The 26069-nt window shown below is 68.3% G+C and carries 22 protein-coding genes; 8 read left to right on the plus strand and 14 right to left on the minus strand.

Annotated features, from left to right (window positions below; genetic code table 11):
* The first annotated feature begins 171 nt into the window (after positions 1–171).
* Together ACFQ50_RS08700 and ACFQ50_RS08705 are read left to right on the plus strand one after the other, a co-directional pair.
* Complete coding sequence (locus ACFQ50_RS08700; protein WP_377995125.1) at positions 172–1353, plus strand: LLM class flavin-dependent oxidoreductase; 1182 nt, start codon at positions 172–174, stop codon at positions 1351–1353.
* Between the two features lie 35 nt (positions 1354–1388).
* Positions 1389–1832 (plus strand): MarR family winged helix-turn-helix transcriptional regulator, encoded by a 444-nt coding sequence (locus ACFQ50_RS08705; RefSeq protein ID WP_377995191.1) that lies wholly within the window; start codon positions 1389–1391, stop codon positions 1830–1832.
* A gap of 116 nt (positions 1833–1948) precedes the next feature.
* Here the strand turns inward: ACFQ50_RS08705 and ACFQ50_RS08710 are convergent, their stop codons facing one another.
* Positions 1949–2755: a transglutaminase family protein gene (locus tag ACFQ50_RS08710; protein WP_377995126.1), complete on the minus strand. Its 807-nt coding sequence runs from the start codon at positions 2753–2755 to the stop codon at positions 1949–1951.
* Between the two features lie 75 nt (positions 2756–2830).
* Entirely contained in the window at positions 2831–3619 is a 789-nt protein-coding gene (locus ACFQ50_RS08715) for a hypothetical protein (RefSeq protein ID WP_377995127.1), read from the minus strand.
* A gap of 82 nt (positions 3620–3701) precedes the next feature.
* Between ACFQ50_RS08715 and ACFQ50_RS08720 the strand changes: the two genes are divergently transcribed.
* Both ACFQ50_RS08720 and ACFQ50_RS08725 read left to right on the plus strand, forming a co-directional pair.
* Entirely contained in the window at positions 3702–4367 is a 666-nt protein-coding gene (locus tag ACFQ50_RS08720) for a DUF1684 domain-containing protein (protein ID WP_377995128.1), read from the plus strand.
* 46 nt (positions 4368–4413) lie between these two features.
* Positions 4414–5313, plus strand: a complete 900-nt coding sequence (locus tag ACFQ50_RS08725) for a fumarylacetoacetate hydrolase family protein (RefSeq protein WP_377995129.1) — start codon at positions 4414–4416, stop codon at positions 5311–5313.
* A 6-nt stretch (positions 5314–5319) separates the two neighbouring features.
* Here ACFQ50_RS08725 and ACFQ50_RS08730 read toward each other — a convergent pair whose 3' ends face one another.
* From ACFQ50_RS08730 to ACFQ50_RS08750, 5 genes are read right to left on the minus strand one after another with little or no spacing between them, the layout of a single operon-like run.
* Positions 5320–6483: a cysteine desulfurase family protein gene (locus tag ACFQ50_RS08730; protein WP_377995130.1), complete on the minus strand. Its 1164-nt coding sequence runs from the start codon at positions 6481–6483 to the stop codon at positions 5320–5322.
* Positions 6484–6490: 7 nt separating this feature from the next.
* On the minus strand, positions 6491–7363 hold the full coding sequence (gene nadC, locus ACFQ50_RS08735) for a carboxylating nicotinate-nucleotide diphosphorylase (RefSeq protein ID WP_377995131.1): 873 nt from the start codon (positions 7361–7363) through the stop codon (positions 6491–6493).
* A complete protein-coding gene (gene nadB / locus ACFQ50_RS08740) occupies positions 7356–9161 on the minus strand; it encodes an L-aspartate oxidase (protein ID WP_377995132.1) in 1806 nt (601 codons plus the stop codon). The genes nadC and nadB overlap by 8 nt, the downstream gene beginning before the upstream one ends.
* A 13-nt stretch (positions 9162–9174) precedes the next feature.
* Positions 9175–10482: a quinolinate synthase NadA gene (gene nadA / locus ACFQ50_RS08745; RefSeq protein ID WP_377995133.1), complete on the minus strand. Its 1308-nt coding sequence runs from the start codon at positions 10480–10482 to the stop codon at positions 9175–9177.
* Positions 10479–11189, minus strand: coding sequence for an NUDIX domain-containing protein (locus ACFQ50_RS08750; RefSeq protein ID WP_377995134.1), 711 nt, complete (start codon positions 11187–11189; stop codon positions 10479–10481). Before ACFQ50_RS08750 ends, nadA begins: the two co-directional genes overlap by 4 nt.
* 183 nt (positions 11190–11372) lie before the next feature.
* On the opposite strand from ACFQ50_RS08750, the gene ACFQ50_RS08755 reads away from it, so the two are divergent.
* From ACFQ50_RS08755 to ACFQ50_RS08765, 3 genes are all read left to right on the plus strand, one after another.
* Complete coding sequence (locus ACFQ50_RS08755; RefSeq protein ID WP_377995135.1) at positions 11373–12773, plus strand: amino acid permease; 1401 nt, start codon at positions 11373–11375, stop codon at positions 12771–12773.
* Between the two features lie 199 nt (positions 12774–12972).
* Entirely contained in the window at positions 12973–13800 is an 828-nt protein-coding gene (locus ACFQ50_RS08760) for an alpha/beta fold hydrolase (RefSeq protein WP_377995136.1), read from the plus strand.
* A gap of 148 nt (positions 13801–13948) precedes the next feature.
* Positions 13949–14602 carry a phosphoribosyltransferase gene (locus tag ACFQ50_RS08765; RefSeq protein WP_377995137.1) on the plus strand — a complete coding sequence of 218 codons (654 nt, stop codon included), beginning with the start codon at positions 13949–13951 and terminating at the stop codon, positions 14600–14602.
* A 30-nt stretch (positions 14603–14632) separates the two neighbouring features.
* Here ACFQ50_RS08765 and ACFQ50_RS08770 read toward each other — a convergent pair whose 3' ends face one another.
* From ACFQ50_RS08770 to ACFQ50_RS08780, 3 genes are all read right to left on the minus strand, one after another.
* Entirely contained in the window at positions 14633–15964 is a 1332-nt protein-coding gene (locus ACFQ50_RS08770; protein WP_377995138.1) for an MFS transporter, read from the minus strand.
* Positions 15965–16077: 113 nt separating this feature from the next.
* On the minus strand, positions 16078–17532 hold the full coding sequence (hpaB, locus tag ACFQ50_RS08775; protein ID WP_377995139.1) for a 4-hydroxyphenylacetate 3-monooxygenase, oxygenase component: 1455 nt from the start codon (positions 17530–17532) through the stop codon (positions 16078–16080).
* Between the two features lie 51 nt (positions 17533–17583).
* Complete coding sequence (locus ACFQ50_RS08780; RefSeq protein WP_377995140.1) at positions 17584–18114, minus strand: flavin reductase family protein; 531 nt, start codon at positions 18112–18114, stop codon at positions 17584–17586.
* A gap of 185 nt (positions 18115–18299) precedes the next feature.
* Here ACFQ50_RS08780 and ACFQ50_RS08785 point away from each other — a divergent pair, with 185 nt between their 5' ends.
* Positions 18300–19034, plus strand: coding sequence for an IclR family transcriptional regulator (locus ACFQ50_RS08785; RefSeq protein ID WP_377995141.1), 735 nt, complete (start codon positions 18300–18302; stop codon positions 19032–19034).
* Here the strand turns inward: ACFQ50_RS08785 and ACFQ50_RS08790 are convergent.
* From ACFQ50_RS08790 to ACFQ50_RS08805, 4 genes are all read right to left on the minus strand, one after another.
* Entirely contained in the window at positions 19022–20392 is a 1371-nt protein-coding gene (locus ACFQ50_RS08790) for an MFS transporter (protein WP_377995142.1), read from the minus strand. The genes ACFQ50_RS08785 and ACFQ50_RS08790 overlap by 13 nt on opposite strands.
* 157 nt (positions 20393–20549) lie before the next feature.
* Positions 20550–23765 (minus strand): AAA family ATPase, encoded by a 3216-nt coding sequence (locus ACFQ50_RS08795; protein ID WP_377995143.1) that lies wholly within the window; start codon positions 23763–23765, stop codon positions 20550–20552.
* Positions 23762–24949: an exonuclease SbcCD subunit D gene (locus ACFQ50_RS08800; RefSeq protein ID WP_377995144.1), complete on the minus strand. Its 1188-nt coding sequence runs from the start codon at positions 24947–24949 to the stop codon at positions 23762–23764. Before ACFQ50_RS08800 ends, ACFQ50_RS08795 begins: the two co-directional genes overlap by 4 nt.
* A 55-nt stretch (positions 24950–25004) precedes the next feature.
* Positions 25005–25982: an MIP/aquaporin family protein gene (locus ACFQ50_RS08805; protein WP_377995145.1), complete on the minus strand. Its 978-nt coding sequence runs from the start codon at positions 25980–25982 to the stop codon at positions 25005–25007.
* Positions 25983–26069 lie beyond the last annotated feature (87 nt).

The raw sequence follows: 26069 nt of genomic DNA on the forward strand, positions 1-26069 counted from the left end.
TAGCTGTTCAGGGCGTTCCCGGCGCTGGGAACGCCCTGAACTGCTACCCAGTTGGGAGGGGCGGGAATATCCCGGCGCCGGGGACGTTGAGGGCAGTACATGCAAATGCATGTAAATCAGGTACACTGTTTAGTGCAGGCCCGAACAACTTCGGCGAACGGAAGGCTCATCATGCAGATCGGCGTATTCAGCGTCAGCGACATCACCCAGGACCCCACCACGGGCCGGACCCCCACCGAGCACGAGCGCATCAAGGCCTCCGTGGCGATCGCCAAGAAGGTCGAAGAGATCGGCATGGACGTCTACGCCATCGGTGAGCACCACAACCGGCCGTTCTTCTCCTCCTCCCCCACCACCACGCTCGCGTACATCGCCGCCCAGACCGAGCGCATCACGCTGTCCACGGCCACCACACTGATCACCACGAACGATCCGGTCAAGATCGCCGAGGACTTCGCCATGCTGCAGCACCTCGCCGACGGCCGCGTGGACCTGGTGCTGGGACGCGGCAACACTGCTCCGGTCTACCCCTGGTTCGGCAAGAACATCCAGGACGGGATCGAGCTCGCCATCGAGAACTACAGCCTGCTGCGCAAGCTGTGGGATGAGGACACCGTCAACTGGTCAGGTAAGTTCCGCACGCCGCTGCAGAACTTCACCTCAACCCCGCGCCCGCTCGACGGCGTGGCCCCCTTTGTATGGCACGGCTCCATCCGCACGCCTCAGATCGCCGAGGTGGCGGCGTACTACGGCGACGGTTTCTTCGCAAACAACATCTTCTGGCCGAAGGAGCACTATCAGCAGCTGATCAGCCTGTACCGCGAGCGCTACGAGCACTACGGCCACGGCAAGGCCGACCAGGCGATAGTGGGGCTGGGCGGACAGTTCTTCATGCGGAAGAACTCCCAGGATGCCGTCAGGGAATTCCGGCCGTACTTCGACAACGCCCCCGTCTACGGCCACGGCCCGTCGCTGGAGGACTTCACGTCCCAGACCCCGCTGACCGTCGGCAGCCCGCAGGAGGTCATCGAGAAGACCCTCACGTTCCGCGAGTTCTTCGGCGACTACCAGCGCCAGCTGTTCCTGATCGACCACGCAGGCCTGCCGCTGAAGACCGTCCTGGAGCAGCTGGACCTGTTCGGCGAGGAGGTCCTGCCGGTGTTGCGCAAGGAGTACGCGGACCGCACGCCCGCCCACATCCCGGCTCCGCCCACGCACGCCGGACGCGTTGCCGCACGGATCGCGGCCGACGGCGCCGCAGGTGAGGGCGCTGCCTCAGGTGCGGCGATCGGTCAGGACACTGCAGGCCAGGACACAGCCGCTGCCGAGTCCTCCCCGGCGGAGTCGCGGTGACACCCCGGGCCGCCCCGGCGGCGTCCGGGCCGTCGATGTCTACAGTCCGGCTGGCGGCCGAAACCTGGGAGTCCCTGTTCCGCGCCCAGGTGGCAGTGATGCGCAGGCTGCAGTCCGGCCCCGCTTTCCGGAACCTGGCGGTCAACGAGTACGACGTGCTGTTCACCCTGTCGCGGTGCCCGTCCGGGTGGCTGCGCCTGAACGAACTGAACGACAACGTGCTCCTGAGCCAGTCCAGCCTGAGCAGGCTGGTGGACCGGCTGGAGAAACGCGGCCTCGTGGAGCGCATGCCGTCCCCGGACGACGGCCGGGGCGTGCTGCTGAAGCTGACGGAAGAGGGCGCGGCACTGCAGAAGGAAATCGGCCGGGAGCACGTGCGGGACATCGCCGAGCTTGTTGCCCCGGCCCTGACGGCGGCGGAGCAGCGGGAACTGCTGCGGCTTACGGAGAAGCTGCGCGCGTCCCTGCCGTCCCGTTAGCGGGAAGTCCCGTTAGTCGCTGCCGTCCCCTTAGCGGACGGCGGTGACGGCACCGCCGTCGGACGACCGACGGCGGGAGGCCGGGGCCGCCGTCGTTCGCGCCGCCCGCGCTGCGCTCAGCGGATGACGGCCGGCTTGTCCGGATCCTCCACCGGCAGCTCGCCGTCGACCGTGGCGGAGACCCGGATCTCCCGGAGGGACAGGCTGCCGCCCACGGTGGACAGGAAGGCTGTATCCGAAGAGTCGCGGCCGGCGGTGATGCGCAGCATGGCGTCCCTGGGCGCCAGGCCGGTGGGGTCGATCACGTGCCATGCCCCGTTGACATGGGCCTCGGCCACGGCATGGAAGTCCATCGGGGAAAGGCCGGGCGCATACACGGCCGCCAGCCGTGCCGGCACGTTCTTGGCACGCAGCAGCGAGATCGCCAGGTGCGCATAGTCCCGGCACACGCCCCGCCGGTTCAGGAGGGTTTCCACAGCGCCGTCCGTTCCGCGGGAGGAACCGCTGACATAGCGCAGTTCGTTGAAGACCCACTTCCGCACGGCCTGCAGGAGCTCCCCGCCCTGTAGCCCGCCAAACTCCGCATAGGACGTGGGAAGCAGCCGGTCCGACTCCGCGTAGCGGCTGGGCCGGACGTAGCGGATCAGCTCCATCAGCGAGGCATCCTCGGGTTCGGCACGGCCGCCGACGGTCGCGGAGTAGTCAACCGTCACCTCCGTGGGGTCGGCAAACTCCATGTAGTGGAACCTGCCGCCATGATGGTCCGAAAGCTCGGTCAGCGGAACCTGTTCCCCTCCCGCCGTCACGCTGAGGTCCTCCTCAAAGGACGTGTAACCGGCGTTCCTCGCCACGGAGATGGCCATCGCCACCTTGGTGTCGGCCACAGTCTTGAATACCAGGCGGGCAGCAACAGTTCGTTCCATGGGTCTCCGGGGTGTGAGGCGGCGGCGTCGGTCAGTCGCGGCTGCGGGCTGGGGTGTGCCGGAGACGCAGCGGGACTAGCTCTTGATCTCCAGAGACATTAGCATCCGCTGGACGTTGGCGAACTCGGAGCCCTTGTTGACGTAGCCGGCGGCCTGGTCCAGGGTGTCGAAGGCTTTGGCCGGAGCCACTTTTTCATCCGGCGCGAACGCCTTGAGCGAGCGCACGTCGCTGAACGAGTAGTTCCCCTTGCCCGCGAGGCCCTGCACCACGTTCTGCAGCTGGCACGCCTTGGAGTCGGCGCCGCCTACCAGATTGGTGATGCCGTAGGAGCCAAAGTAGCGGTAGCCCTGGATCACCCTGAACACCACGTGCGGATCGATGGTCCCCTGCCCGCCGCTGTGCGGCAGCTCCACGGGGACACTGCTGACGACGACGTAGGGCTTGCGGGCGGATGCGGCGCAGGTCGCCGCGTTGGTGTTGGGAAGGCCCGTCTGGAGGGTGGCCAGATACGTGCCTTCCTTGTCCTTGACTTCGATCTTCACGGCGCCGGGAAGGGTTCCCTTCTCAGGTTCCACCGACTGGGCAATCCAGTCCTGCGGAAGCTCGAAACTCACGGTCTTGGCAGGATCGGTGAAGATCTTCCATGCCGCTGCCGTGGCACCGGGCGAGGCTGTGGCACCGTCCGGCGCGGTGGAGGAGGGGTTCGCGGTCCCGGAGCCCGCACCGCTCGCCGGGCTGGTGCCCGGCTCCGCCGTCCAGGCCGGCGCACCTTTGCCGTCGCTGCTGCAGCCGGCCAACAGTCCCGCCGTCAGCAGCATGACGGCGGCGATGCCCGTACGTCCAGAGGCCGTGATCCCTGTCATGGCTCCAGCCTAGCCGGGACCCCGGACACCACCGGGTTGCCGGTCAGCGTTTCGACCATGAATTAGCAACTAGGCTGAGGTCATGGACGAACATGAGCTGGATGCAGCCGAGCAGACCCTGGCGAACATGTCCGCCCTCGACATTGCCGACTGGCGGTTGCGCACCTTCGCCCTCTACGACACGGTGCGCAAGATCGCCGCGGACAGCCCTGCCGAAGCCCACGCCTACTGGCGCCAGGAGCGCGACCGCATGTTCGGAACACACGCAGCGTCGGCACTGACGGCCGAGGCCAAAGCGTCCTTCTACGGACTCAAGACGGCAGACTACGATCCCATCTACCGCTTCTACGTCCCCCTGACCAAGGAGGGCGCCGGGCGGGAAATGACCGTGGAAACTGGAACAGACGGCCAGGTGCGGTTTGTCCGGCTGGGTACGTTCGACCTTCCAGAGATGGGTCAGCTGGCGGTGTGGAAGCTGGCGGGCTACGGCGGCGGGATCTTCGTTCCGTTCCGCGACGCCACCGCCGGGAAGCCTGACGGAAGCTATGGTGCCGGCCGCTACCTCCTGGACACCATCAAGGGCGCATTCCATGGCATCATCCGCGGTCCGGGACAGGAGACCCAATACGTGCTGGATTTCAACTTCGCGTACAACCCCTCCTGCGCCTACAACGAGGCCTGGGCCTGTCCGCTCGCCGGACCCGCCAACCGGCTGGCCGTGGAGATCCCCGTCGGCGAGCTGTACTGACGCCAGGCGGTTCGTGGCAGCTTCGGCCGGCACATACGATGGCTGAATGACCACCCCACCTGCCCAGCGGATCGCCCGGGTCCGCCCCCGCACTCCTGCCCCGTCGTCCTCGGCCCGGTCCTGGGCCCCGGACTGGGCCCCGGACTCAAACCCAAACTCAGGCACAGCACAGCTTCCCGAGCAGTTCTTCGTGGCGAACGGCGCCGCGGACTTCGCGAGCCCGGCGGGACGGACCTGGACCGTGGTGGAGTCCCCGTTCCCGGGCTCGAGGGCGAACGCCGCCAGTAACCACCGTCAGGGGTGGGAACCCGGGGCCGAGGTTTCGGAGGACAGCTTCACCTTCCTGGCGCCGAGCGTGCCGGCCAATGTCCTGGGGATGGCCCACAACACCGGGCAAGCCGGCCGGGACCTTCCCGCGCAGGCCTTCCACAAGGCGGCCACCAGCGTGATCGGGCCGGGTGAGGCGATTGAACTGCCGGCCGGCATCGGACTGGTGGAGCCGGAGGCGGAACTGGCCGTCGTCGTCGGCCGGACAGCGAAAAACCTGACCCTCGACAACGCACGGACGGCGGTTCTGGGGTACACCATCGGCAATGACGTGACTGCCCGCAGGCTGCAAAAGTCCGATGAGCTGTGGCTGAGCGCCAAGAGCCAGGACACGTTCACGCCGGCGGGCCCGTGGATCGTCACCGGTCTGGATCCCGCGGACCTGCCGGTCGGCGTCGTCCACAACGGGACCGAACTGGCGGCGGCCAGCACCGCGGACCTGGGCTGGAAGGTGGACGAGGTCCTCGTCTACCTGACGTCGTTCATGACCCTGCACCCCGGCGATCTGGTGCTCACCGGGTTTCCGGCGGCGAGCGCCGGCATCCGTCCGGGCGACACCGTCACCTGCCGGGTGGGCGGAATCGGCGAGCTCTCCAATCCCGTCGCAGCCGCTGGCTGACCGGCCCTAACCCGGGATCAGGCCCAGGTTCCGGACGCTTCCGACGGCGGCCGTCACCGCGGCCGCGGCAGCCTCCAGATCGGTGGCGGTCACCGACGAATCAACGCTGAACCGCACGGCGGTCTGCGCCACCTCCGCTTCGATGCCGAGCGCCACCAGCACCGGTGACGGCGCATCGGATCCGGCCGCGCAGGCCGAGCCGCTGGAGCAGACCACGCCCTGGCGTTCGAGTTCCAGGAGCACGGACTCCCCGCTGGTGCCCGGGAAGCAGAACGACGCCACGGAGGGCAGCCGTTCGGAGGGATGGCCGGTCAGCAATGCCCCGGGAACGCTTCCCAATACCGCGGCGACAAAGCGGTCGCGGAGGTCCGTGACGCGGGCCGCGAGCGCGGGCTGGTCGGCGTGCGCCAGGGTGAGTGCCGTGGCCAGGGCCACGGCGCCCGCAACGTTTTCGGTGCCGGAACGCCGGCCCCGTTCCTGGCCGCCGCCGTGCACCAGTGGCTCGACGCGGGTCCGGCCGCGGACGAACAGAACCCCGTTGCCCTTGGGCGCCCCGAGCTTGTGCCCGGAGATGCTCAGTGCGTCCACGCCGAGCGTCCTCACGTCCAGCGGCAGCCAGCCGGCTGCCTGCACGGCGTCGGTGTGGAAGGGGATTCCCCGCCCCTTCGCCAGTGCCGCCAGTTCGGCCACCGGCTGGACGGTCCCTACCTCGTTGTTGGCGTACATGATGCTGACCAGCGCGGTTTCATTCCGCAGCAGCGTGGCGAGTGCCTCCGGGGTTACCCTACCGTTCCGGTCCACCGGCACCACGTCAACGCTGAAGCCGTGGAAGCGCTCAAGGTACCGTGCGGACTCCTCAACGGCGGGATGCTCGACGGCGCTGATCACCACCCGGTTCAGCGCCGGGTCCGCGGCCTGCCGCGCCAGGGCAACCCCCTTGACGGCGAGGTTGTCCGCCTCCGTGCCGCCCGACGTGAACGTGATCTCCCCCGGCCGGCAGCCCAGCACCGCGGCCACGGTCTTGCGGGCATCCGTGAGCGCCCGCGCGGCGGAGTCACCGAGCGAGTGGTGGCTTGACGGGTTGCCGAATTCGCCGGTGAGGTAAGGCCACATGGCCTCCAGCACCTCCCGCCGGACCGGTGTTGTGGCTGCTGCGTCCAGGAAGATCATCGTGTGTTCACCCCACTGTCAGTTCGACGTCCAGGCCGAGGTCCAGGGCCGTGACGCTGTGCGTCAGGGATCCGACGGAGATGACGTCCACGCCGGCGGCCGCGATATCCGCCACCGTGCGCAGGTTGACGTTGCCGCTGGCCTCCACCACGGCCCGCCCGGCGACCTGGCGGACACCGGCACGCAGGTCCTCAAGGCTGAAGTTGTCCAGCATGATGGTGTCCACCCCGGCGGCCAGGACGGGCTCGATCTGGTCGGCGCTGTCCACCTCCACTTCGAAGTGCGTGGTGTGCCCCAGCTGGGCCTTCGCGCCGGCGAGCAGCGCGGTCAGCCGCGCCGGGTCTCCCCCGGTCATGACGGCAAGGTGGTTGTCCTTGGCCAGCACGGCATCCGACAGGCTGTAGCGGTGGTTGGCGCCGCCGCCGCAGCGGACGGCGTAGCGTTCCAGGACGCGCAGGCCGGGGGTGGTTTTGCGGGTGTCCGTGATGCGCGCCTTGGTGCCGGCAGCCAGCGCCACGAATTCCGCCGTCCTGGTTGCGATCGCGCTCATCCGCTGGGCCAGGTTCAGGCCGACCCGCTCGGCAAGCAGCACGCTGCGCGCCCGGCCCGTGACCCGCGCGAGCTTTGTTCCGGCCGCGAACGTCTCGCCGTCGGCCACGAGCAGCTCCACCTGCGTGTCCGGGTCCACCATCAGCATCGCGTCGCGGAACACGCTGCCGCCGCTGAAGACCCCCGGGACGCGGGCATTGAGCACGGCGGTGGCGCGGGCTTCGGCGGGGATCAGCAGCTGTGAGGTGATGTCCCCGCTGGGCGCATCCTCCGCGAAGGCCCGCTCCAGGATGTCGCGGACGGGTGCTGCAGGGAGGGTCAGGCTAGTCATGGACAAGGCTCGCTTTCGGGCTCATTCTGAATTCTTCGTCTAGGGCGTCAGCCATCGCGATCTCCGGCAGGCTGTCGTCCCGGCAGTGCGCGCCAAGGGAACCGGTTCGTTCGCGGGCGGCGTGGACCAGCAGCTGCGCGGCAAGCAGCAGGTTGGCGTCCTCGTGGGTCCGCGGGTCCGCCGAATGCGGCGCGACTTCCGGACACACGTCTTCGAACCACCGGGCAATCTCAGCCCCCGCCTCCCGCAACAGCTCGCCGCTGCGAAGCACCCCGGCCTTGGCAGTCATCAGCCGCCGCAAAGCTTCCCGAGAGAACGCCCCGGGTGCGCTGCAATCCCCGAAAACATCCTCGGCGCGGGTCCCAGCATTGTCCGCCGACCTCTCCTCGGAGTCGACTAACGGTGCCCCGGAAGCGTGCGTCAAGGGGAGGCCGCTCGCGGCCGAGGGCCCACGCGATCCGGGTTCCCTGGCCGAGCTTGCGAGGTTAGGGAGGTCGTGGGGACGCGGAGTAGTGCTGTCTTGCGACGGTTCAGGCGACAGATCCAGAAACGCTTCAACAGCCCGCCGCCCGAACACCAGTCCTTCGAGGAGCGAGTTGCTGGCCAGCCGGTTGGCGCCCTGGACTCCGGTGCAGGCGACTTCGCCGGCCGCGAAGAGCCCGGGGACCGTGGTGCGGCCGTGCAGGTCGGTGGAAACGCCGCCCATCCAGTAATGCGCGGCCGGCGCGACGGGGACGAGTTCCCGCGTCCAGTCAATTCCGGCTTCGCGGGTACGGCGGGTGATGGTGGGGAAGCGGCGCTCCAGGTACCCCGCTCCCCGGGACTCCTCGAGGCTCCGGGCGTCGAGGAAGACGTGGCCGTTGGGGTCGCCGAGCGCGGACAGGTGCAGGGCAATGCTGCGGGAAACGACGTCGCGCGGGGCCAGTTCGGCGTCGGGGTGGTAGCCGTGCAGGAAGCGGCTGCCCCGGGCGTCAACGAGGATGGCACCCTCGCCCCGCACTGCCTCGGAGATCAGCAGCGGGTCCTGGCCGCCGTCGGACTTCGCTCCCGCGTCCTGGCGGACCAGGCACGTGGGGTGGAACTGGAAGAATTCCAGGTCCGCGACGGCGGCACCGGCGCGCCAGGCGAGGGCCAGGCCGTCGGCGGTGGCAACGGAAGGGTTGGTGGTCTGCGCGAACAGCTGCCCTGCCCCGCCGGTGGCCAGCAGCACGGCGTCGGCCTGGATGCTGCCCGGCCGGCCGTCCTGCAGGAACTGAACGCCCGTGACCCGCCGGCCCTGCTGCACGAGGGCTGTGACGCTGGTGTGGCCCAGCAGCCGGATCCTGCCCGTGGCCTGGGCGGCCAGCACGGCGCAGATCAGGGCGTTGGCGATGCCGGCGCCGGTGGCGTCGCCGCCGGCGTGCAGGATCCGCGGCGCGGAGTGGGCGGCTTCGAGACCCAGGGCGGGATCGCCGTCGTCGTCCAGGTCAAAGCGGACGCCGAAGCGGCCGAGCCCGGCGATGTCCCGGCGCGCCTCGGTGCACAGCACCCGGACGGCCGCAGGGTTGCAGTGCCCGGCGCCGGCCTTCAGGGTGTCGGCGATGTGGGCGGCCACGGTGTCGCCGGGCGACGGCTCGTCGAGGACGGCGGAAATGCCGCCCTGGGCAAAGTACGTGTTGCTGTCCGCGAGCGCGCCCTTGGTCAGCAGCACCACATCGGCGCCTGCCTCCGCCGCGAGCAGCGCGGCGTAGAGGCCGGCGATGCCGCTGCCGACGACGGCGAGCCGCCCGCGGCCGGCCGTTCCGTTTTCGCTGGTCATGGTGGGCTCTCTATTAGGGCTTGGCGGCGAGCATGCGCTCGAGTGCTGTCCTGGCGTCCTGCTGCACGTCGTCGTCCACGGTGATGCGGTTGACCACGCGGCCGGCGACGAGCTCTTCGAGCACCCACGCCAGGTAGCCGGGGTGGATGCGGTACATGGTGCTGCAGGGGCAGATGACCGGGTCCAGGCAGAAGATGGTGTGCTGCGGGTACTGGGCCGCTAGCCGGTTCACCATGTTGATCTCGGTGCCGATCGCGAAGACCGTGGGCTCGGCGGCCGCGGCGATGGCCTTCTGGATGAAGTCCGTGGACCCGGCGGAGTCAGCCGCGTCCACCACTTCCATGGGGCATTCGGGGTGCACAATGACGTTGACCCCCGGGAAGTCGGCGCGGGCCTTCTCGATCTGGGCCACGCTGAAGCGCTTGTGGACCGAGCAGAAGCCGTGCCAGAGGATGACGCGCGAGTCCAGCAGGGCCTGTTCGTCGTTGCCGCCAAGTTCTTTGCGCGGGTTCCACATGGGCATCTGCTCGAGCGGGACGCCGAGCGCCTTGGCCGTGTTCCGGCCGAGGTGCTGGTCCGGGAAGAACAGGACGCGCTGGCCGCGCTCGAAGGCCCACTCGAGGACCGTCTTGGCGTTCGAGGAGGTGCACACGATGCCGCCGTTCCGGCCGCAGAAGGCCTTCAGCGCCGCGGAGGAATTCATGTAGGTGACGGGGATGACCGGAACACGGCCTTCGGCGTCGGGCCCGGTGCCGAAGATCTCCTCGAGCTGCTCCCAGCAGTCCTCCACGGAATCGGCGTCGGCCATGTCCGCCATCGAGCATCCGGCAGCGAGGTTGGGCAGGATGACAGCCTGCTCCGGCGTGGAGAGGGTGTCGGCGGTTTCGGCCATGAAGTGCACGCCGCAGAACACGATCGCTTCGGCGTCGGGCCGGGTCAGGGCGGCGTTGGCCAGCTGGAAGGAGTCACCGACAAAGTCGGCGTACTGGACAACCTCGTCACGCTGGTAGAAGTGGCCCAGGATGACGGCACGGTTGCCCAGGACCGCCTTGGCAGCACGGATCCGGGCATCGAGTTCCGCTTCGCCGGCACGCTTGTACTCCTCGGGAAGCTGGCCCTGGCGCGGCGTCGAGGCGGGTGCGGTGTCCGCGCTGGAAGCCCCGGGACCGTAGGCCGGAACACCGGCGAGCGTTTCCGCGAGGTCGTACTCCCAGGGCCCCTTGGCGAGCGCAGGGCTGCAGGTGGCGCCGGTGCCGGCTGCCGTGGCCTTCTCGGCCTGTTCACGCGTGATCAGCTGGATGGCAGTGTTGACGCTGCTCATGGGGTGCTCCTGTTATCTGGGTCGAGGCCGGGGCGGCCGGTAAATCGGTAAAGACGCGGCGGGCGGTGCTTGCCGCCCTGAAGGTATTCACCGGTTTCTTCGATTTCCGGCGTCGACTTGATCTGCCGGCGGAAGTTGGCGGGATCCAGTTGCGTGTCCAGCACGGCTTCGTAGACCTCGCGGACCTGGGCGAGGGTGAAGTACTCCCCCAGGAAGTGGTAAGCGATGGCGCCGTAGGCCAGCTTGTTCCGCAGGCGCCAGAGGGCGTAGTCCACAATCGCGTCGTGGTCGAAGGCCAGGCTGCCGAGCTTGTCGGCGCGGAACCACCGGACATTCTCGGATTCGTCAGCGAGGGCAGCTTCGGTGGGCTGGACCAGCGCCCAGTAGACGATGGACACCACGCGTTGGGTGGGTGAGCGGTGCAGGCCGCCGAAGGCGTAGAGCTGCTCCAGGTAGCTCGGTGCCAGCCCCGTGGTTTCCCGCAGGTTCCGCGAGGCGGCATCCTGCAGGGATTCAACGTGTGTCAGCGGGCCGCCGGGCAGGGCCCACTGGCCTTTGAACGGTTCCCGGATCCGCCGGACCAGCGGGATCCAAAGCGTGGGGCGGCCGGATGACTCGCTGGGCCGGAGCGCGAAAATCACCGTGGAAATGGCGAGCGACGGCGGCGCGGACTGCCGCTCGGCCACGTTGGCTGAGGTGGTGTACACGGTAATCACCCGCTTCGCTGCGATCGGCCGGCCCTGCGGGCCCGCCTGGATTAGTTATAGTCAAATTGACCTGAACTGATTCTAAGGGCAGCGGCCCGGGATGCAAAATGTTTCGCGAAAGTTGGGTGTAAATTCGAAAGGTCCCAAAAGGACCAGTTCCCCAACCCCAAGAAGGTACGCAGCATGACGATGAAGTCCACGGCAGAGCGACCCGCTGTGCAGCTCCGCCACACTATGAAGCCTCGCCAGCTCACCATGATGGGCCTGGGCAGCGCCATTGGCGCCGGGCTCTTCCTCGGCTCCGGCGCCGGCGTCCAGGCGGCCGGCCCCGCAGTCCTGGTTTCCTACCTTGTGGCGGGCACGCTCATCATCCTGGTCATGTGGGCTCTCGGCGAAATGGCAGCAGCCAACCCCAACAGCGGCGCCTTCTCCGTGTACGCCGAACGCGCCATGGGCAGGACCGCCGGGGCAACCGTGGGCTGGCTCTGGTGGCTGCAGCTGGTGGTGGTCATCGCCGCCGAAGCACTCGGCGCCGCGGGGCTGCTGTTTTCAGTCTGGCCCGTGATTCCGGTGTGGGCGCTCTCCCTGGTGTTCATGGTGGTGTTCACTGGCATCAACCTCGCCGGCGTGAAGAACTTCGGCGAGTTCGAATTCTGGTTTGCCATCCTCAAGGTGACCGCCATCGTCCTGTTCCTCGGCATCGGCGCCGCCCTGATCCTCGGGCTCCTGCCGGATGCGGCGTCCCCGGGATTGGCCAACATCACAGGAGACTTCGCGCCCTCGGGCCTCGGCGGTGTTGCCACGGCCCTCTTCGTGGTGATTTTCGCGTTTGGCGGCACGGAGATCGTGAGCGTCGCAGCCGCTGAGACCGAAGACCCCGAGCACAGTGTCACCAAGGCCATCCGCACCGTGGTGTGGCGGATCCTGGTCTTCTACATCGGCTCCGTCTTCGTGATCGCCGCCGTTCTCCCTGCCACCTCAGAGGCGCTCTCCTCGCCGTTCGCGGGCGTCCTGGATGCAGCCCGCATCCCGGGTGCCGCCACCGCCATCACCCTCGTGGCCGTCGTCGCCCTGCTGTCCGCCCTGAACGCCAACCTCTACGGGGCCTCCCGCATGGTGTTCTCGCTCGCAGAGCGCGGCGAGGCTCCCGGCTTCCTGTCCCGGCTCAGCGGCGCCGGGGTGCCGGTGGTCGCCGTCGGCGTCTCCGTCGCGTTCGGTTTCATCGCCACGGTCCTGGAACTGCTGTTCCCCGGGCGCATCCTGCCTGCCCTGTTCCAGCTGGTCGGGTCCACGTGCCTCGTGGTGTGGGGTTCGGCCCTGGTCTCCCAGCTCATCCTGCGCCGGCGGGCGGACCGCGACGGCACTCCCCTGCCGCTGCGGATGAAGGGCTTCCCCGGGCTCACAGTGTTCGGCCTCGTGCTGCTTGCGATGGTGTTTGCCGTGGGCTTCAGCGCCGAGAGCAGCCGCGTCCAGCTGATCAGCACGCTGCTTCTGATTGCCGGTATCGCCGCGGCCTGCTGGGCGGGGGCCCGGTTCGCGGCATCCCGGCGCGCCCGCGGACACCGGACCGCACCGCCCAAGTAAGCTGCGCCGCCCAAGTAAGTAGCACCTGAGGGGCTTCGCGGGGCTGGGAACCCCCTCAGCTGCTGTCCAGTTGGGAAGCAGTCGATTTGCCCGGTCCGCAGGCAGGTAGAGTGGTGCCCATCCACGGCGGACCGGCGACGAAGCAGTCCCGGCCAGCCCTGCACCTGACAAGGATTGAGACTTGACGAGGACTGAGGCGATGAGCGGCAGACACACCGGCGAACAGCACTCCCACACGGTCGAGGGCACCGACCCGCAGCTCTACGTCGAGGTGCATGACCCCAAGAACGACGCCGGCCTCCGCCCCATCCTCCTCATTCACGGTTTCTCCGCGTCCAGCAAGCTGAATTGGGAGGACACCGGCTGGATTCCGGCGCTCCTGGAGGCCGGCCGCCGCGTCATCGCCGTCGATCTTCCCGGCCACGGCCGGAGCGGCGCGCCGGAGGACATGGACTCCTACTCCCCCAGCAGGATCAGGGCGGACCTCCTGCAGGTCGCGTTCGACGCCGGCGCCCGGCCTCTGCGCGACGGTGACCCCGCCAGCGGGCTGGATGTGATCGGTTATTCCCTCGGCTCCCGGCTCGCCTGGGAATTCGGCGCAACCCAGCCGGAGCTGGTCCACCGGCTGGTGCTGGGCGGCCCGAACGTGGCCGACCCCCTGGCAGCTTTCGACCTTGTGGCCGCCCAGCGGTACCTGGCAGATGGCACGCCCATTGCGGACGCGTCCACGGCCGGGCTCCTGAGCATGGCGCAGTCGCTGCCGAGCAACAACATCTTCGCCCTGCTGTCCCTGATTGAAGCGATCAAGGGTGAACCGTACGACCCTGCGGAGGCCGTGCCCCACATGCCCGTGCTGCTGGTGGCCGGCGAAAACGATGAACGCGCCGCATCCATGCCCCAGCTGGCCGAACTGGCACAGAGCGCCGGCTCGATGGCCGAGCAGCTGGTGCTTCCCGGACGCACGCACACCAACGCCATCACCAGCCGAGCCTTCAAGCAGGCGGCAGTCGCGTTCCTCGGCAGTTAGATAGCCCGGCTCCCGCCCTGCTCCTGGACCTGAACCTCCTGGACCCGAACGCCGTCGACCCGAACGCCGTCGTCGAATACCCCGGCTCCCGCCGGAGCCGACCGGCGTAGGCTGGACCTTGGGGGCGGAGACACCGGAAGAGGAACCCATGGCCATGGTTTTTGAGGACCGGGAAGACGCAGGACGGCAGCTTGCGGCCGCCCTTCCGCAATTCCGCGAGCGCCCGGATACCGTTGTGCTGGGCCTGGCCCGCGGCGGTATCCCGGTGGCGGCCGCCGCGGCTGAGGTACTGCACCTGCCGTTCGGCGCCCTGCTGGTCCGCAAACTCGGCATCCCTGGCCATGACGAGACCGCATTCGGCGCGCTGGCATATTCGGGCGGCAGAATCGTCCGCCTCCTCAACAGGCCGCTCGTGGAGCGGATTCTTGGGGACAGCGTGCGGCAGGAGTGGCTCGACCAGGTGGAGCGCCGGGAGCGGAACGAACTGATGCGCCGCGCCGACAGCTACCCGGCCGTGGACCCCGACGTCCACGGCAAGACGGCCCTGCTCGTGGACGACGGCCTGGCGACGGGGGCCACCATGCGGGCAGCCGTCGAAGCGGTACGCACGGCCGGCGCAGCAACCGTGGTGGCTGCCGCGCCCGTCGGTTCGATCGAGGCGGAGAAGTCACTGTCCCGCGTCTGCAACGTCCTGTGCCTCCACTTGCCGGGAAGGTTCCGGGCCGTCGGAGCTTTTTACCGGCACTTCGACCAGCTCAGCGACGAAGACGCCATAGCCCTGCTGCACGGCGCCCGCATTTAGTGCCGGCTGACCGCTCTAGTGCCGGCTGATTTAGTGCCGGCTGACGCCGAGCGGGCGGCCCCGCGTCTCCTTCGCCAGGATGACGCCGATGGCCGAGATGACGCACAGGATCATGATGTAGATGCCGATGGAACCGGTCCACTTGGTGCTCTGCAGGAGCGACTCGGCGATGGTGGCGGCGAACGCACCGCCCAGGATGGCGCCGAAGGCATAGCCGATCGAGATGCCCGAGTAGCGCACGTTGGCCGGGAACATCTCCGCGTACATGGCGGACATGGGGCCGTAGGACAGCCCCAGGCCCACCGTGAGGACGAACAGCGCCACGCCGTAGAGCATGATGTCCTTCGTGTCGATGAGGGCGAACATGGGGATCATCCAGGCGAAGACGATCGCGTAGCCGGTCAGGAAGGTCTTGACCCGGCCGATCCGGTCCGAGAGCCAGCCGCCCACCAGGGTGAAGATCAGCCAGCCGAAGGATGCCAGCGTGGTGGCCAGCAGGATCTGCGGGGTGGGCATCTTCAGGGTCCTGGTGGCGTAGGCGATGAAGAAGGCAATCAGGAGGTAGCCGGCGGCGTTGTTGCCGATGAAGATCATGGTGGAGTAGAGGACGGCCTTCTTGTGGCTGCGAATGAGCTCACCGAGCGGGGCCTTGCTTTCTTCCTTGCGGGCAGTCATTTCCTTGAAGACGGGGCTTTCACCCACGGCGCGGCGGATCAGGTAGCCCACCACGATCAGCACGATGGAGAGCAGGAACGGAACGCGCCAGCCCCACGAGGCGAAGTCTTCCTTGGACATGCCCGTGTTGAGGAAGAACAGCAGCCCGGTGGCCAGGATCATGCCCACCGGGACGCCGATCTGCGGGTAGGCTCCGAACAGGCCGCGCCTGCTCTTGGGTGCGTGCTCCACCGCCATCAGCGCCGCACCGCCCCATTCACCGCCGGCGGAGAAACCCTGGATGACTCGGAGGGTGATCAGCAGCACCGGCGCCCAGAAGCCGATCTGGCCATAGGTGGGCAGCATGCCGATCAGCGCCGTGGCCGCACCCATCATGATGAGGGTGAACACCAGCATGGCCTTGCGTCCCAGGCGGTCACCCAGATGCCCGGCAACGATGGCGCCAAGAGGCCGGAACAGGAAGCTGATGCCGATCAGGGCGAAGGAGAGGATCTGCGCCAGGCCCGGGTTGGACTCGTTCAGCGGGGCCAGGAACAGCGGTGACAGCAGCGTTGCCGTCAGCTGGGCGAAGATGAAGAAGTCGTACCACTCGATGGTTGTGCCCACCAGCGTGCCGGCAAGGACTTTGCGTTCCTCACGCTTGCTGCTGGGACCAGTCTCTGAATCGACGTGTGAAGTTGCGGTCATTGAAACTCCGTGGGTGGGGGCAGAGCTACTGCCGAAGGTGAGAGCTGTCCGATTTACTGATCGAACGGTCAGTTAGTGTGAGGATACTACGAAAGTGTGATCTGGCGCACCCCTCAGTCCGTCCGGTGCAGGAACTCACGAAGCCGCGCCCTGGCCGGCCCGCGGTCATAGGTGTTGACCAGCGCCCCGGCCATCCGGACCGGATCCCCGAAGAAGAAGTACTCGTACAGGGACTGCCGGCCGGAGAAACCTGAGATCGAGGCGTCGAACGCAAGCTTGAACAGCCGGACCCGCTCGGGCCCGGTCAGCGTCTTCCCCTGCAGGTAGAGGTCGATGTCCGCCCTGGCATCACTCTTGACGTCCGCTTCGCCGGGCAGGGCCATCAGTCCCGACGCGGAGAACTTCCGGATGATCTGCGGGAAGCGCTGGGCCACCTTCGGATACCAGTTGCGGGCCGCGTTGAGGGTGGTCCACTTGGGCAGCATCATGCCGGCCTCGTTGAGTCCGGCGTCGGCCTCCGACGCGCGGACCAGCGCCTTGCCGATTTCGACGTCGATGATTAGCTCGGCGATGTCCTCCTGGATGTGCTGGAACCCGTCGATGCCGATCGAGTCGGCGAGTTCGGAGGCCAGGCCCAGGAAGAACTCGCTCTTGGCGATGGTCCGCGTGACCACCTGGTGGGTCATGAGGGCGCCGGCGCCGGTCTCGGCGTAGAACGAGTTGCAGAGCTGGGGATTGCCGAGCATGAAGATGCGGTCACTTGGAACAAAGACGTCGTCAAAGACGGCCACGGCATCCATTTCCTCATAGCGGGACGCCAGCGGTTCATCATGGATGCTGCCGCCGTTGTACAGCGAGGTCCGGCAGAGGTACCGGAGCCCCGGCGTGTCATTCGGGATGGCGAAGGCAAAGGAATAAGGGGCATCTTCCGGGGTCCCGCGGAGCACAGTGGACGGGAAAACCAGCAGCTCATCGGCGATGGGTGCGATCGTGGCGAGCATGCGCGCGCCGCGGACCACAATGCCATCGCTGCGCTCCGCCACGATGTGGGCCGTGAGCTGTCCGCCCAGCTGCTCGGAGCCGGACACCGAGCGGTTCACCTGCGGCGGGATCAGCGTATGGGTTGCCAGCATGTCGTTTTCGCGCGCCCACTCGTAGTACTTGCCGATGTTCTCGGCAAACTTGGGATCCGCCTGGGCGAACCACTTCCCCGCCGTGCCCAGGGCAGTGAGGGCGGAATTCATGTAGTCTCCCGTGCGGCCGAGGAATCCGTTGGTGGCCTCGGCCCATGTGGAGGTCGCCCGGCGCCGGTGCTGCAGGTCCTCGATGGTCCGGGGCACCAGGAAGGATGCGCCGACAAGGTCGCCCGTGGTGGGTGACTCATAGGTCAGCGCCTCCTGGTACCGCTGGTCGTGCTGCATGTCGAACAGCTTCGCGTACTGCCGGGCAACGCTACGGAAGGCCGGGTGATCGGCAACTTTTTCACTGACCACCTCACCGTCGATCATGATGTGCGGGGTCATCGCATTGAGTTTGTCCAGATACTGCTGGCCGGTCCTGATGCCCATCGCTGCCTCCAGTCGTCGTTGAACTGTCATTTCGTAGTGAAGGTGTGGCGCCTACAGCAGGTCCTCTATCCCCAACTGGCTCTCGGGGATGGTGGTGAAGGCGCTGTTGGCGAATGCCAGGGCGTCGCCGCTGCGGTGGTCGAAGTCAACCACCTCGCCGAGATACAGGGTGTGGTCGCCGCCGTCGTACGCCGCCCACGGCCGGCACTCGAAATAGGCAAGCACGCCGGCGAGGCGGGGCGCCGTTGCACCTTCCACCCACCTCGGCTCCGGCCCAGGACGCCCCGCGAAGTGCGTGGCCAGCTGCCGCTGCTCGGCCCCCAGGATGTTGACGGTGAAGGGCCGGCCGGCCAGCTCATCGTGGGCTCTGGCGGGGCGGGCGATGCTGGCCAGGACCAGCGGCGGGTCCATGGAGACGGCGGTGAAGGAGTTGACGGTGATGCCGTGCCGCTTGGTGACGCCGTCGAAAGTGACGATGGCAACCCCGGTGGCGAACCGGCCCAGGCTGCCGCGGAAGCGATGGGCACGGGGAACCGAGGTCCTGCCCGGAACCCCGGGGCCCGCTGCTGGATTGGCCGTCATCATTGATCCCCTGGGTGCGCGGTTTCCCGTCTCTGGCGCACCGTGCCGCAGTCGTTCTAAACTGTTCCCTAGTGAATTGTTCTATAGTTGAACAGGCAATTCCTATATGGAACGGTAGCCCAACGTGACGGGCCACACAAGCCCTTTTGGCTGGCGGTCCCGTTTACATGCCTAGGATGGACAGCATGACTCCCAACGCCGGTGCCGCAGCGCAGGTTGCGCCCGCCCAGGCTTCCCCATCGCAGACTCTTTCGCGGGGCATCCGCGCATTGGAAATCCTTGCCGAAGCCGACCGTCCGCTGACCATCGCCGAGCTTTCGGAGGCCATGGGCGTCCACCGCTCCGTCGCCTACCGGATTCTGCGGACCCTCGAGGACCATTCCCTGTTGGTGCGTGACGACGCCGGCCGGGTCCAGCCCGGCCCCGGCCTCGCGGTGCTGGCGCGCGGCGTATCGCGGAACCTGCAGACCGCTGCCCTTCCGGAACTGACCCAGCTGGCCAACACACTCAACATGACGGCCTTCGTGGCTGTGTGGGACCATCAGGACTGCGTAACGCTTGTGACGGTGGAGCCGCGGCATTCGGCGGCCACCGTCGTGCAGCATCCGGGGTCCCGCCATCCGATCAGCTCCGGCGCGCCCGGCATCGCCATCCAGTCAGCACTGACGGAGCATGAGTGGAGCCAGCTGGCTCCCGCGGTGCCCTACCGCCCGGAAGCTGCCGAGGCACGGACGCGCGGTTACGCGGCAAGCCATGACGAGGTTATCGCCGGGGTTTCTTCACTTGCCGCACCTGTCCGTGTGCCCGGCGGGCGCCCGGCAGCGGTCGCCGTCGTCTATATCCGCTCGTCGCAGGATCCGGCAGAGGTGGCCGCGGCCCTTAAGGCCAGCGCGGCGCGGATCGAAGGTCAGCTCGCCTGAGCTGTTCGTTTCCGGGAACGGACGACGACGGCGGCCACGGCCCCGAGAGCGAACAGTCCCGCCGCGGCGGCCGCCGTGACGAGGAAGGCGGCCTGGTGGCCCCCTTCCTGCGCCAATTGGCCGCCCATGGACGATCCAATCGCGGTGCCCGCGACGATGCCGCTGGCGAGCGCCGTCATCACTGTGGCCAGCCGGCCCGGTGGTGCCACCAGCCCGCCGATGGCAAAGACCGTGACCATGACCGGACCCACCGGAAGGCCCAGCGCCAGCAGTACCAGCACCATGCCCCAGCCGTCGGTTGGCAGGAACAGCAGGGCAGACAGCCCGGCCATGGCCGCCGCCCCGGTTACCCAGCGGGCAGCCACCGGGAAACCGGCCGGCCAGTAGGCCACAGAGATCGCGGCGGCAGCCGAGCTGATTCCCATGACGGCGTAAAGCAGTCCGGCCACCTCTGACGTCGCGAACCCGGCGGCAAACGCACTCAAAGCTGCCTGCGTGGAGCCGAAAAACGTGCCCATGCAGACCATCGCCAGGACAGGAAGTGCCACAGTGGCCACGCCGGCAAGCCGGCCGCCGGACCTGGCTTGTCCCGCACTGCTCTGTCCCGTACTGCCGTCTCCCGCGCGGGTGCCGATGGGGGCCCGCCGCGGAACAGCGGCGTGGGTACGGTGAACGGCGAAGGCGGGAACGAGCGTCAGCGTGAGCGCCGCGGCCAGCGCCAGCGGCAGCCATGGTGCAACCAGGCTGGCCAGGACGCCCACGAGGGCCGGACCGAGCACGAAGGTCAGTTCGTCGGCCGTGCTCTCATAGGACAGCGCGACATCCAGATCGGTGCTGCCCCCTGCGCTCCGGCCGTCGGCCGTGAGGGCCATCCACCGGACACGGGCCAGCGGCCCGACCTGGGGGCAGCTGATGCCCGCCGCCAGCGCGGCCGCTATGACGCCCCACGCCGCGCCGGCGTCGTGCACGCCGGGAATCAAGTACGCGGTGGCGATGACGGCAAGCACGGCCACAGCATTCAAGACGGCCGAGACCAGGAGTACCGGGCGCTGGCCGAACCGGTCGGCGAGCCAGCCGAGGATGGGCGCGCCGACGGCCGAGCCGATACCGACGGCACCGGCAGCCGCCCCGCCAACGGCATACGAGCCGGTGACCGACGTGGCGAGGGTAAGGGTTCCCAGGGTCAGCATCGCAAGGGGCAGCCTGGCAAACAGGCCGACGGGCAGGAATCCCCAGCCCGCCAGCGCCGGCAGGCGCGCGAAACGGCCGCCCAGCTGCGGGGCTGGCGCGTCAGTTCTGGCGGAGGGGATGAGAGGACGGGGGTCGGCGGGTGGCTGGGGCGCCGTTGAAGTGCTCATGTATGCGGGCTCGTTCAGTCGTGCGCATCGTCCCTCCTCCCGATGCGCTGAACCCGGTAACAGTCCCATGATAGTGGCCCGAGGTACCGGACGCGTAAGTCCCCGTGGCGGGCTGCCGCCCGGCGGGATGCCCGACCTGCGGCGGGCATCGCCGGATTCAGGCCGTTACGAGTGCATCAACGATGTGCACCGTGGAGCCGTTGCGCTGCTTCACCACCTGAAGCTGGCTGCCGATGCGCTGCTTCATCTCCCCCACGTGGCTCACCAGGCCGACCACGCGGCCGCCGTCCCGCAGGCCCTCCAGCGCGTCCATGACCTGTTCCAGTGCCTGATCGTCGAGGCTGCCGAAGCCCTCGTCGACGAACAGCGTCTCAATGTCGACGCCGCCGGCCTCCTGCTGCACAACGTCCGCGAGGCCCAGGGCCAGGGCCAGCGAGGCCATGAAGGACTCCCCGCCGGAAAGTGTCGAGGTGTCGCGGCGGCGGCCGGTCCATTCGTCCACGACTTCCAGCCCCAGCCCGGACTTCGCGTTCCGGGCTGCCCTCGCGTCCGAGTGCTGGAGGGTGTAGCGGCCATCGCTCATGGCCACCAGCCTTTCGGACGCGGCGATGGCAACCTGCTCGAGCCGTGCCGCCAGGACGTACGCGTTCAGGCTCATGCGGTAGCTGTTGTCGCCGGAACCGCGGGCAGCCTCGGCCAGGCCCTTCAGGACTTCAGCGCGTTCCCGGGGCTCCCGGCCGGACTCAGCGAGTTCCCCGTACTCGGCTTGCAGGCACCCCAGGGCCTTGGCGGCCTGCCGGGCAAGGCCAGCCGCCAGCTCCGCGTTCTTTGCGACCTGGGCAGCCCGTCCGGCTTCGGTACGCAGCGCGTTCAGGTCCACCGCGGTCGCCGCCGAGCCGGCACCGTGTTCGCCGGCGCCGTGGTCTCCGGCACCGTGTTCGCCGGCTGCCTGTTCCTGTGCCGCCTGTTCTTGCGCCGCGACAACGAGTTCCTCGCTGGCGAACAGCTCCTGGAGCCGCATCTCCTCGTCCCGTCCGGCTTGGACGGCCGACTCCAGCCTCGCCGCGTCGGGCCCCGGCAGCAAGGCATCGCGGGCCTCATCGGCCGCTGCAAATCCGGCCTCGGGAAGAGCGTGGTCTAGCTGGGTCCGCGCGTCCGTCAGGCGGGCCGCAGCCTGGTCCCGCTGAGTCCGGGCAGCGTCAGCCTGTTCAAGAACGCTGACAACCTGGCCGATGGCGTCGCTTCGAAGTCCGAGGCTGGCGTGGCCGGCACGAAGCGTTTCGAGCGAGGATTCCAGATCGGCGGACTGCCCTTCAATTTCGGCCAGGGCGGATTCCGTCTGGGCCAGCTGCGACAGCCCGTCCACCCGCACATTTTCCGTGGCGTCGATGCGTTCGGCCAGTTCCTCCTGCCGGCTCCTGCTGATTGCCAGCTCCGCTGCGGCGGCGGCTGCCTCGGCAGCGGCTTCCCGGGCTGTCCGGGCGGCTTCCTCCGCTTCAGCAGGATCGGTGTCGCCACCCTGGCCGGCGAGAACGGCGACTTGCTGCCTCGCCTCGGAGAGCTCGGCTTCCAGTGCGGACAGCGCGCGCTCGGCCGCCTCGCTGCGCTCCCTGGCGCGTTCCTCTTTCTCGGCGAGTCCAAGGACGGAGTCCCCGGCCGGAACCGGTTCGGGGTGCTCCGGGCTGCCGCAGACAGGGCAGGGCGCGCCGTGTTCCAGGCGCGAAGCCAATTCAGCCGCCGCGTTGGCCAGGCGTTCCTCCCGGATGTCCAGCCACTGCCCGCGCAGTTCCTGGTGGCGTTCCCTGCCTTTGAGATGCCGTTCGGTGACGGCGGCACGCTCTGCTGCCGCGGTTCCATAGCGCCTGACAACGTCCACCAGCTCGTCGGCGGCTGCCGCCTCCTTGGTGCGCAACACGGATTCCCCTGCCAGCTGCTCGAGCGGCTGCAGGGCAGAACGCAGAGCCTCCATCTCGGCGCGGAGGGAAAGCAGCCGGGCGGCGTGGTCGTCGCCGGCACGGGTGAGTTCCTGCCGCCGCTGGACAAGCCCGGCGGCCCGTGCGTGCAGGCCACCCAGCCGGTTCTCATCGGCCAGACGTTCGCCGATCACGGCGGCCAGCGACCGCAGGCGCGACAGCTCCGCGGCGACGTCGACGACACCGTGCCTTGTGATGGCAGCGTGCTGTGTGATGGCAGCGTGTTCCACAACGCCGCTGTGTTTCATAGCGCCGCCGTCATCCACAACGCCGCTGTGTTCCATAGCGCCGCCGTGATCCACAACGACGCTGTGTTCCATGCCGGCCAGTTCGGAGCTGGACCTCGCTGCCTCCTGCACACTGGCGGAGGCAAGGTCCAAGGCCCTTTCGGCCCGGGCAAACAAGGCCTCGGCGGCGGACACGGCCTTGAGCTGTCCACCGAGGAGCCCTGCCTTCCGGTGCAGGTCCAGCGCGGCCCCGGCGCTGCTCAGTCCGGGAGCGGCGGCCTCTGCCTCTGCCCTCCGGCGCAGGGCGGCCGCAAGCTTGACTCGTCTCCCCTCCCTGGCCAGCTCCGTTTCGAGCCGCTCCGCGCACCCGCGGCGCTGCTCCTCACAGGATTCTGCCTCCCCGGCCAGTGCCGAGGCGCGCTCCGAGGCTGCAGCCTCCAGCCAAGACAGCAGTTCCAGACCGCCGGCGGATTCCGGTGCTGCGGCGGAATCCACTTCGAGGGCCGCAGCCTCCGTCCTGGCCCTCGCCACGAGCAGGCCCAGGCTGCCTTCAAGATCGACCACCTCCCGGGCGGCCACGGCGGCCTGCAACGCCAGTTCCCGTTCCACTGCCTCGAAACGCTCGGTTCCGAAGAGCTTTTGCAGCAGTTCGAGGCGGTCAGAGGCCTTGGACCGGAGGAACGCGGCGAAGTCCCCCTGGGGCAGCAGGACAACGCGGGTGAACTGCTCGCGGTCCATGCCAAGGAGCGCGGTGATCTCCGCCCCGGCTTCGTCGTTCCGGCCGGACTTTTCCACCCACGCACCCGCGACCCGTTCACGCAGGAGGGTCTTGGCCTGCTGGGTGGTGAACCCGTTCCGTCCACGGGCACTGGGCTTGTCCCAGGCCGGTGACCGGGAGACTTCAAAACGCCTGCCACGGGCGGTGAATTCGCAGGTCACGCTGGGTTCGGCAGCCGTGTCGGCGTGGTCGCTTCGTAGCCTCTTGCCGTCCTGCCGTGCACCGGGCACGGAGCCGTAGAGGGCGTAGCAGATGGCGTCCAGCACGCTGGTCTTGCCGGCGCCGGTAGGGCCATTGAGCAGGAACAGGCCGTGGGCGCTCAGCCGGTCAAAATCGATTTCTTCGGTTCCGGCAAACGGCCCGAACGCGGAGATTTCCAGACGGTGGATCCTCACAGTGATGCCTCCTGCAGACGCACGTTCTCCAACGCTTCGGTGAGGGCGGCCTGTTCCGCCGTATCCGGTTCCCGGCCGCGGACGTGTTCCAGGAATCCGCAGCAGACGGCGAGGTCGTCCTCTGCGTTCGCCAGCCGGCTGCTGTAGCTCGCCGCCGCGGCGGCGGGTGCGCCCTCCGGCTCGAAACCGAGGACGAGCGTGTCCGGGAACCTGGCGCGCAGCCGCTCCATGGCCTGGGACGGCCGCTGGGCGTCCGTCAGGGTCACCTGGCAGTAGGCGTGCTCGGCCCAGGCGTGCTCGCGTGACTCCAGCAGGCCGTCGAGCGTGCCCCGGAGGACGGCAAGTTTCCGCGGGGCGTGCCAGAGGATTTCCTCGACTGCGGTGATGCCGGACCCGTCAACGTCCACGAGCCAGCCGCCCTTCCGATGTTTCGCTTCCGAGAACGAGTAGGCAAGCGGCGAGCCCGAGTACCGCACCTCCGTGGAGAGGGACTGCCGGCCGTGCAGATGGCCGAGCGCCGTATAACTGAAGCCATCAAACAGGTCCAGCGGGACGGCCCCCACTCCCCCGATGCTCAGGTCGCGTTCGCTGTCCGAGCTGATGCCCCCGCTGGCGAAGGTGTGTGCCAGCACAACGGAATGGACCGTCCGGGATTCGCTGCGCGCGGCGACGTCGGCCCTGATGAGTTCCGTGGCAGCACGGGTGACCTCGAAGTGGCTGGCAGTGTCCACGCCGAGCTGCTCGGCGACCAGCCGGGGTTCGAGCCACGGGATGCCATAGATCGCCAGCACCGGACCCTTTTCACCCTGTTCGGTGCCCGCGCCGCCGAACGGCAGCAGGACCGGGACATCCAGTTCCTGAAGGCGGGTGCGCAGGTGAACGCCGCCCTTCTCCAGCAGCCGGGAGGCGAATCCGAGCCGGATGGCGGAGTCGTGGTTTCCGCTGGTGAGCACCACTTGGGCGCCTGCCCCGGTGATCCGGACCAGGGCATCATCCAGGAGGTCGACGACGTCGACGCCCGGCAGTGCCCTGTCGTAGACGTCGCCGGCGATCAGCACCACGTCAATGGAGAGGTCCGTGACCCGGGCAACCAGCTGGTCGACAAAGGAGCGCTGGGCGTCCAGCATGCCGACGCCGTGGAAAGACCGGCCCAAATGCCAGTCGGAAGTGTGCAATAACCGCATATTCATAAGCTAGACGCGGGCACTGACAAAATAGCCGACCCCGCGCTTCGGCGCGTCAGGACTGCTTGCTGCGCGGCCCGTCGAAGAAGTCGCGCGCCTCGTCGCTGCCTGCCTCAGGCGCTGCGGCCCTGCCATCAGCCACGTGTTCGTCTGCCACGCGCGTTTCTGCGGCGGGTTGTTCGTCCACGTCGTCGTCAATGTCATCCACGAGGTCAGACTTGGCGTCCGCCTCGTCGTCGGTGTGGTCAGTGTCCAAGGCGGCGGCACTGCGGTCCCGGGCATCGGCGAACCCACGGAAAACAAGGCCTGCAATGCCGGCACCGACGAGCGGGGCCACCCAGAACAGCCACAGCTGCTCCAGCGCCCAGCTGCTGCTGAAGAGCGCAGAGGCGGTGGCCCGGGCGGGGTTGAAGGGTGCGTTGCCAAGGGCCTGGCCCAGCTGAAGCAGCACGGCAAATGCCAGCCCGACGGCGAACGGGGCGGCGGCCGCATGGATGTTGCGGCGGGCCGTCATGCCGAGGAACACTGCGACCAGGAGGGCTGCCCCCAGAACTTCCACGAGCAGCACGCCGGCCATCGACGTCTGGATCACGGAGTGCTCGCCGAAGCCGGCGGTGACGGTGTCAAACGCCGTGCGGGCGTCCGGAATGTTAGGCACCGTGCGGAGGATGCCGAACAGGGCGAGCGCGCCCGCCGCCGCGCCGACCAGCTGCGCGCCGATGTAGGCCGCGGCTGTGGCGATGCCGATCCTCCCCGCAACGAGGTTGCCCAGCGTGATGGCCGGGTTAAAGTGGCCGCCCGAGATGTACGCAAAGGCCAGCATCGCCGCAGTCACGGCGAGGCCGCCGGCGAGGGCGCCTGGCAGCGGGTTGGACTGCGGCAGGGTGAAGAGCGGCACGCCCAGCCCGGCGACCACCAGAAAGAGCGTTCCGAAGGCCTCCGCTCCGAGCCTGGACAGGAGTCCTGGCCGGAATCCGTTGTCACCGGCGGATTGCCGGTGGTCGGTCGGGGGAACGGACACAGGGGTGGTCATGGCGGGGGGAATCCTTTGTTTCGGTCAGCGGGGGAACGCCGCTCACGTCGGGAGCCGGCCCCAGCAGTCTGGCAGCAAAGTCTGGAC

The sequence above is a fragment of the Arthrobacter sp. NPDC056493 genome (genome assembly GCF_042795115.1).
GTDB lineage: Bacteria > Actinomycetota > Actinomycetes > Actinomycetales > Micrococcaceae > Arthrobacter.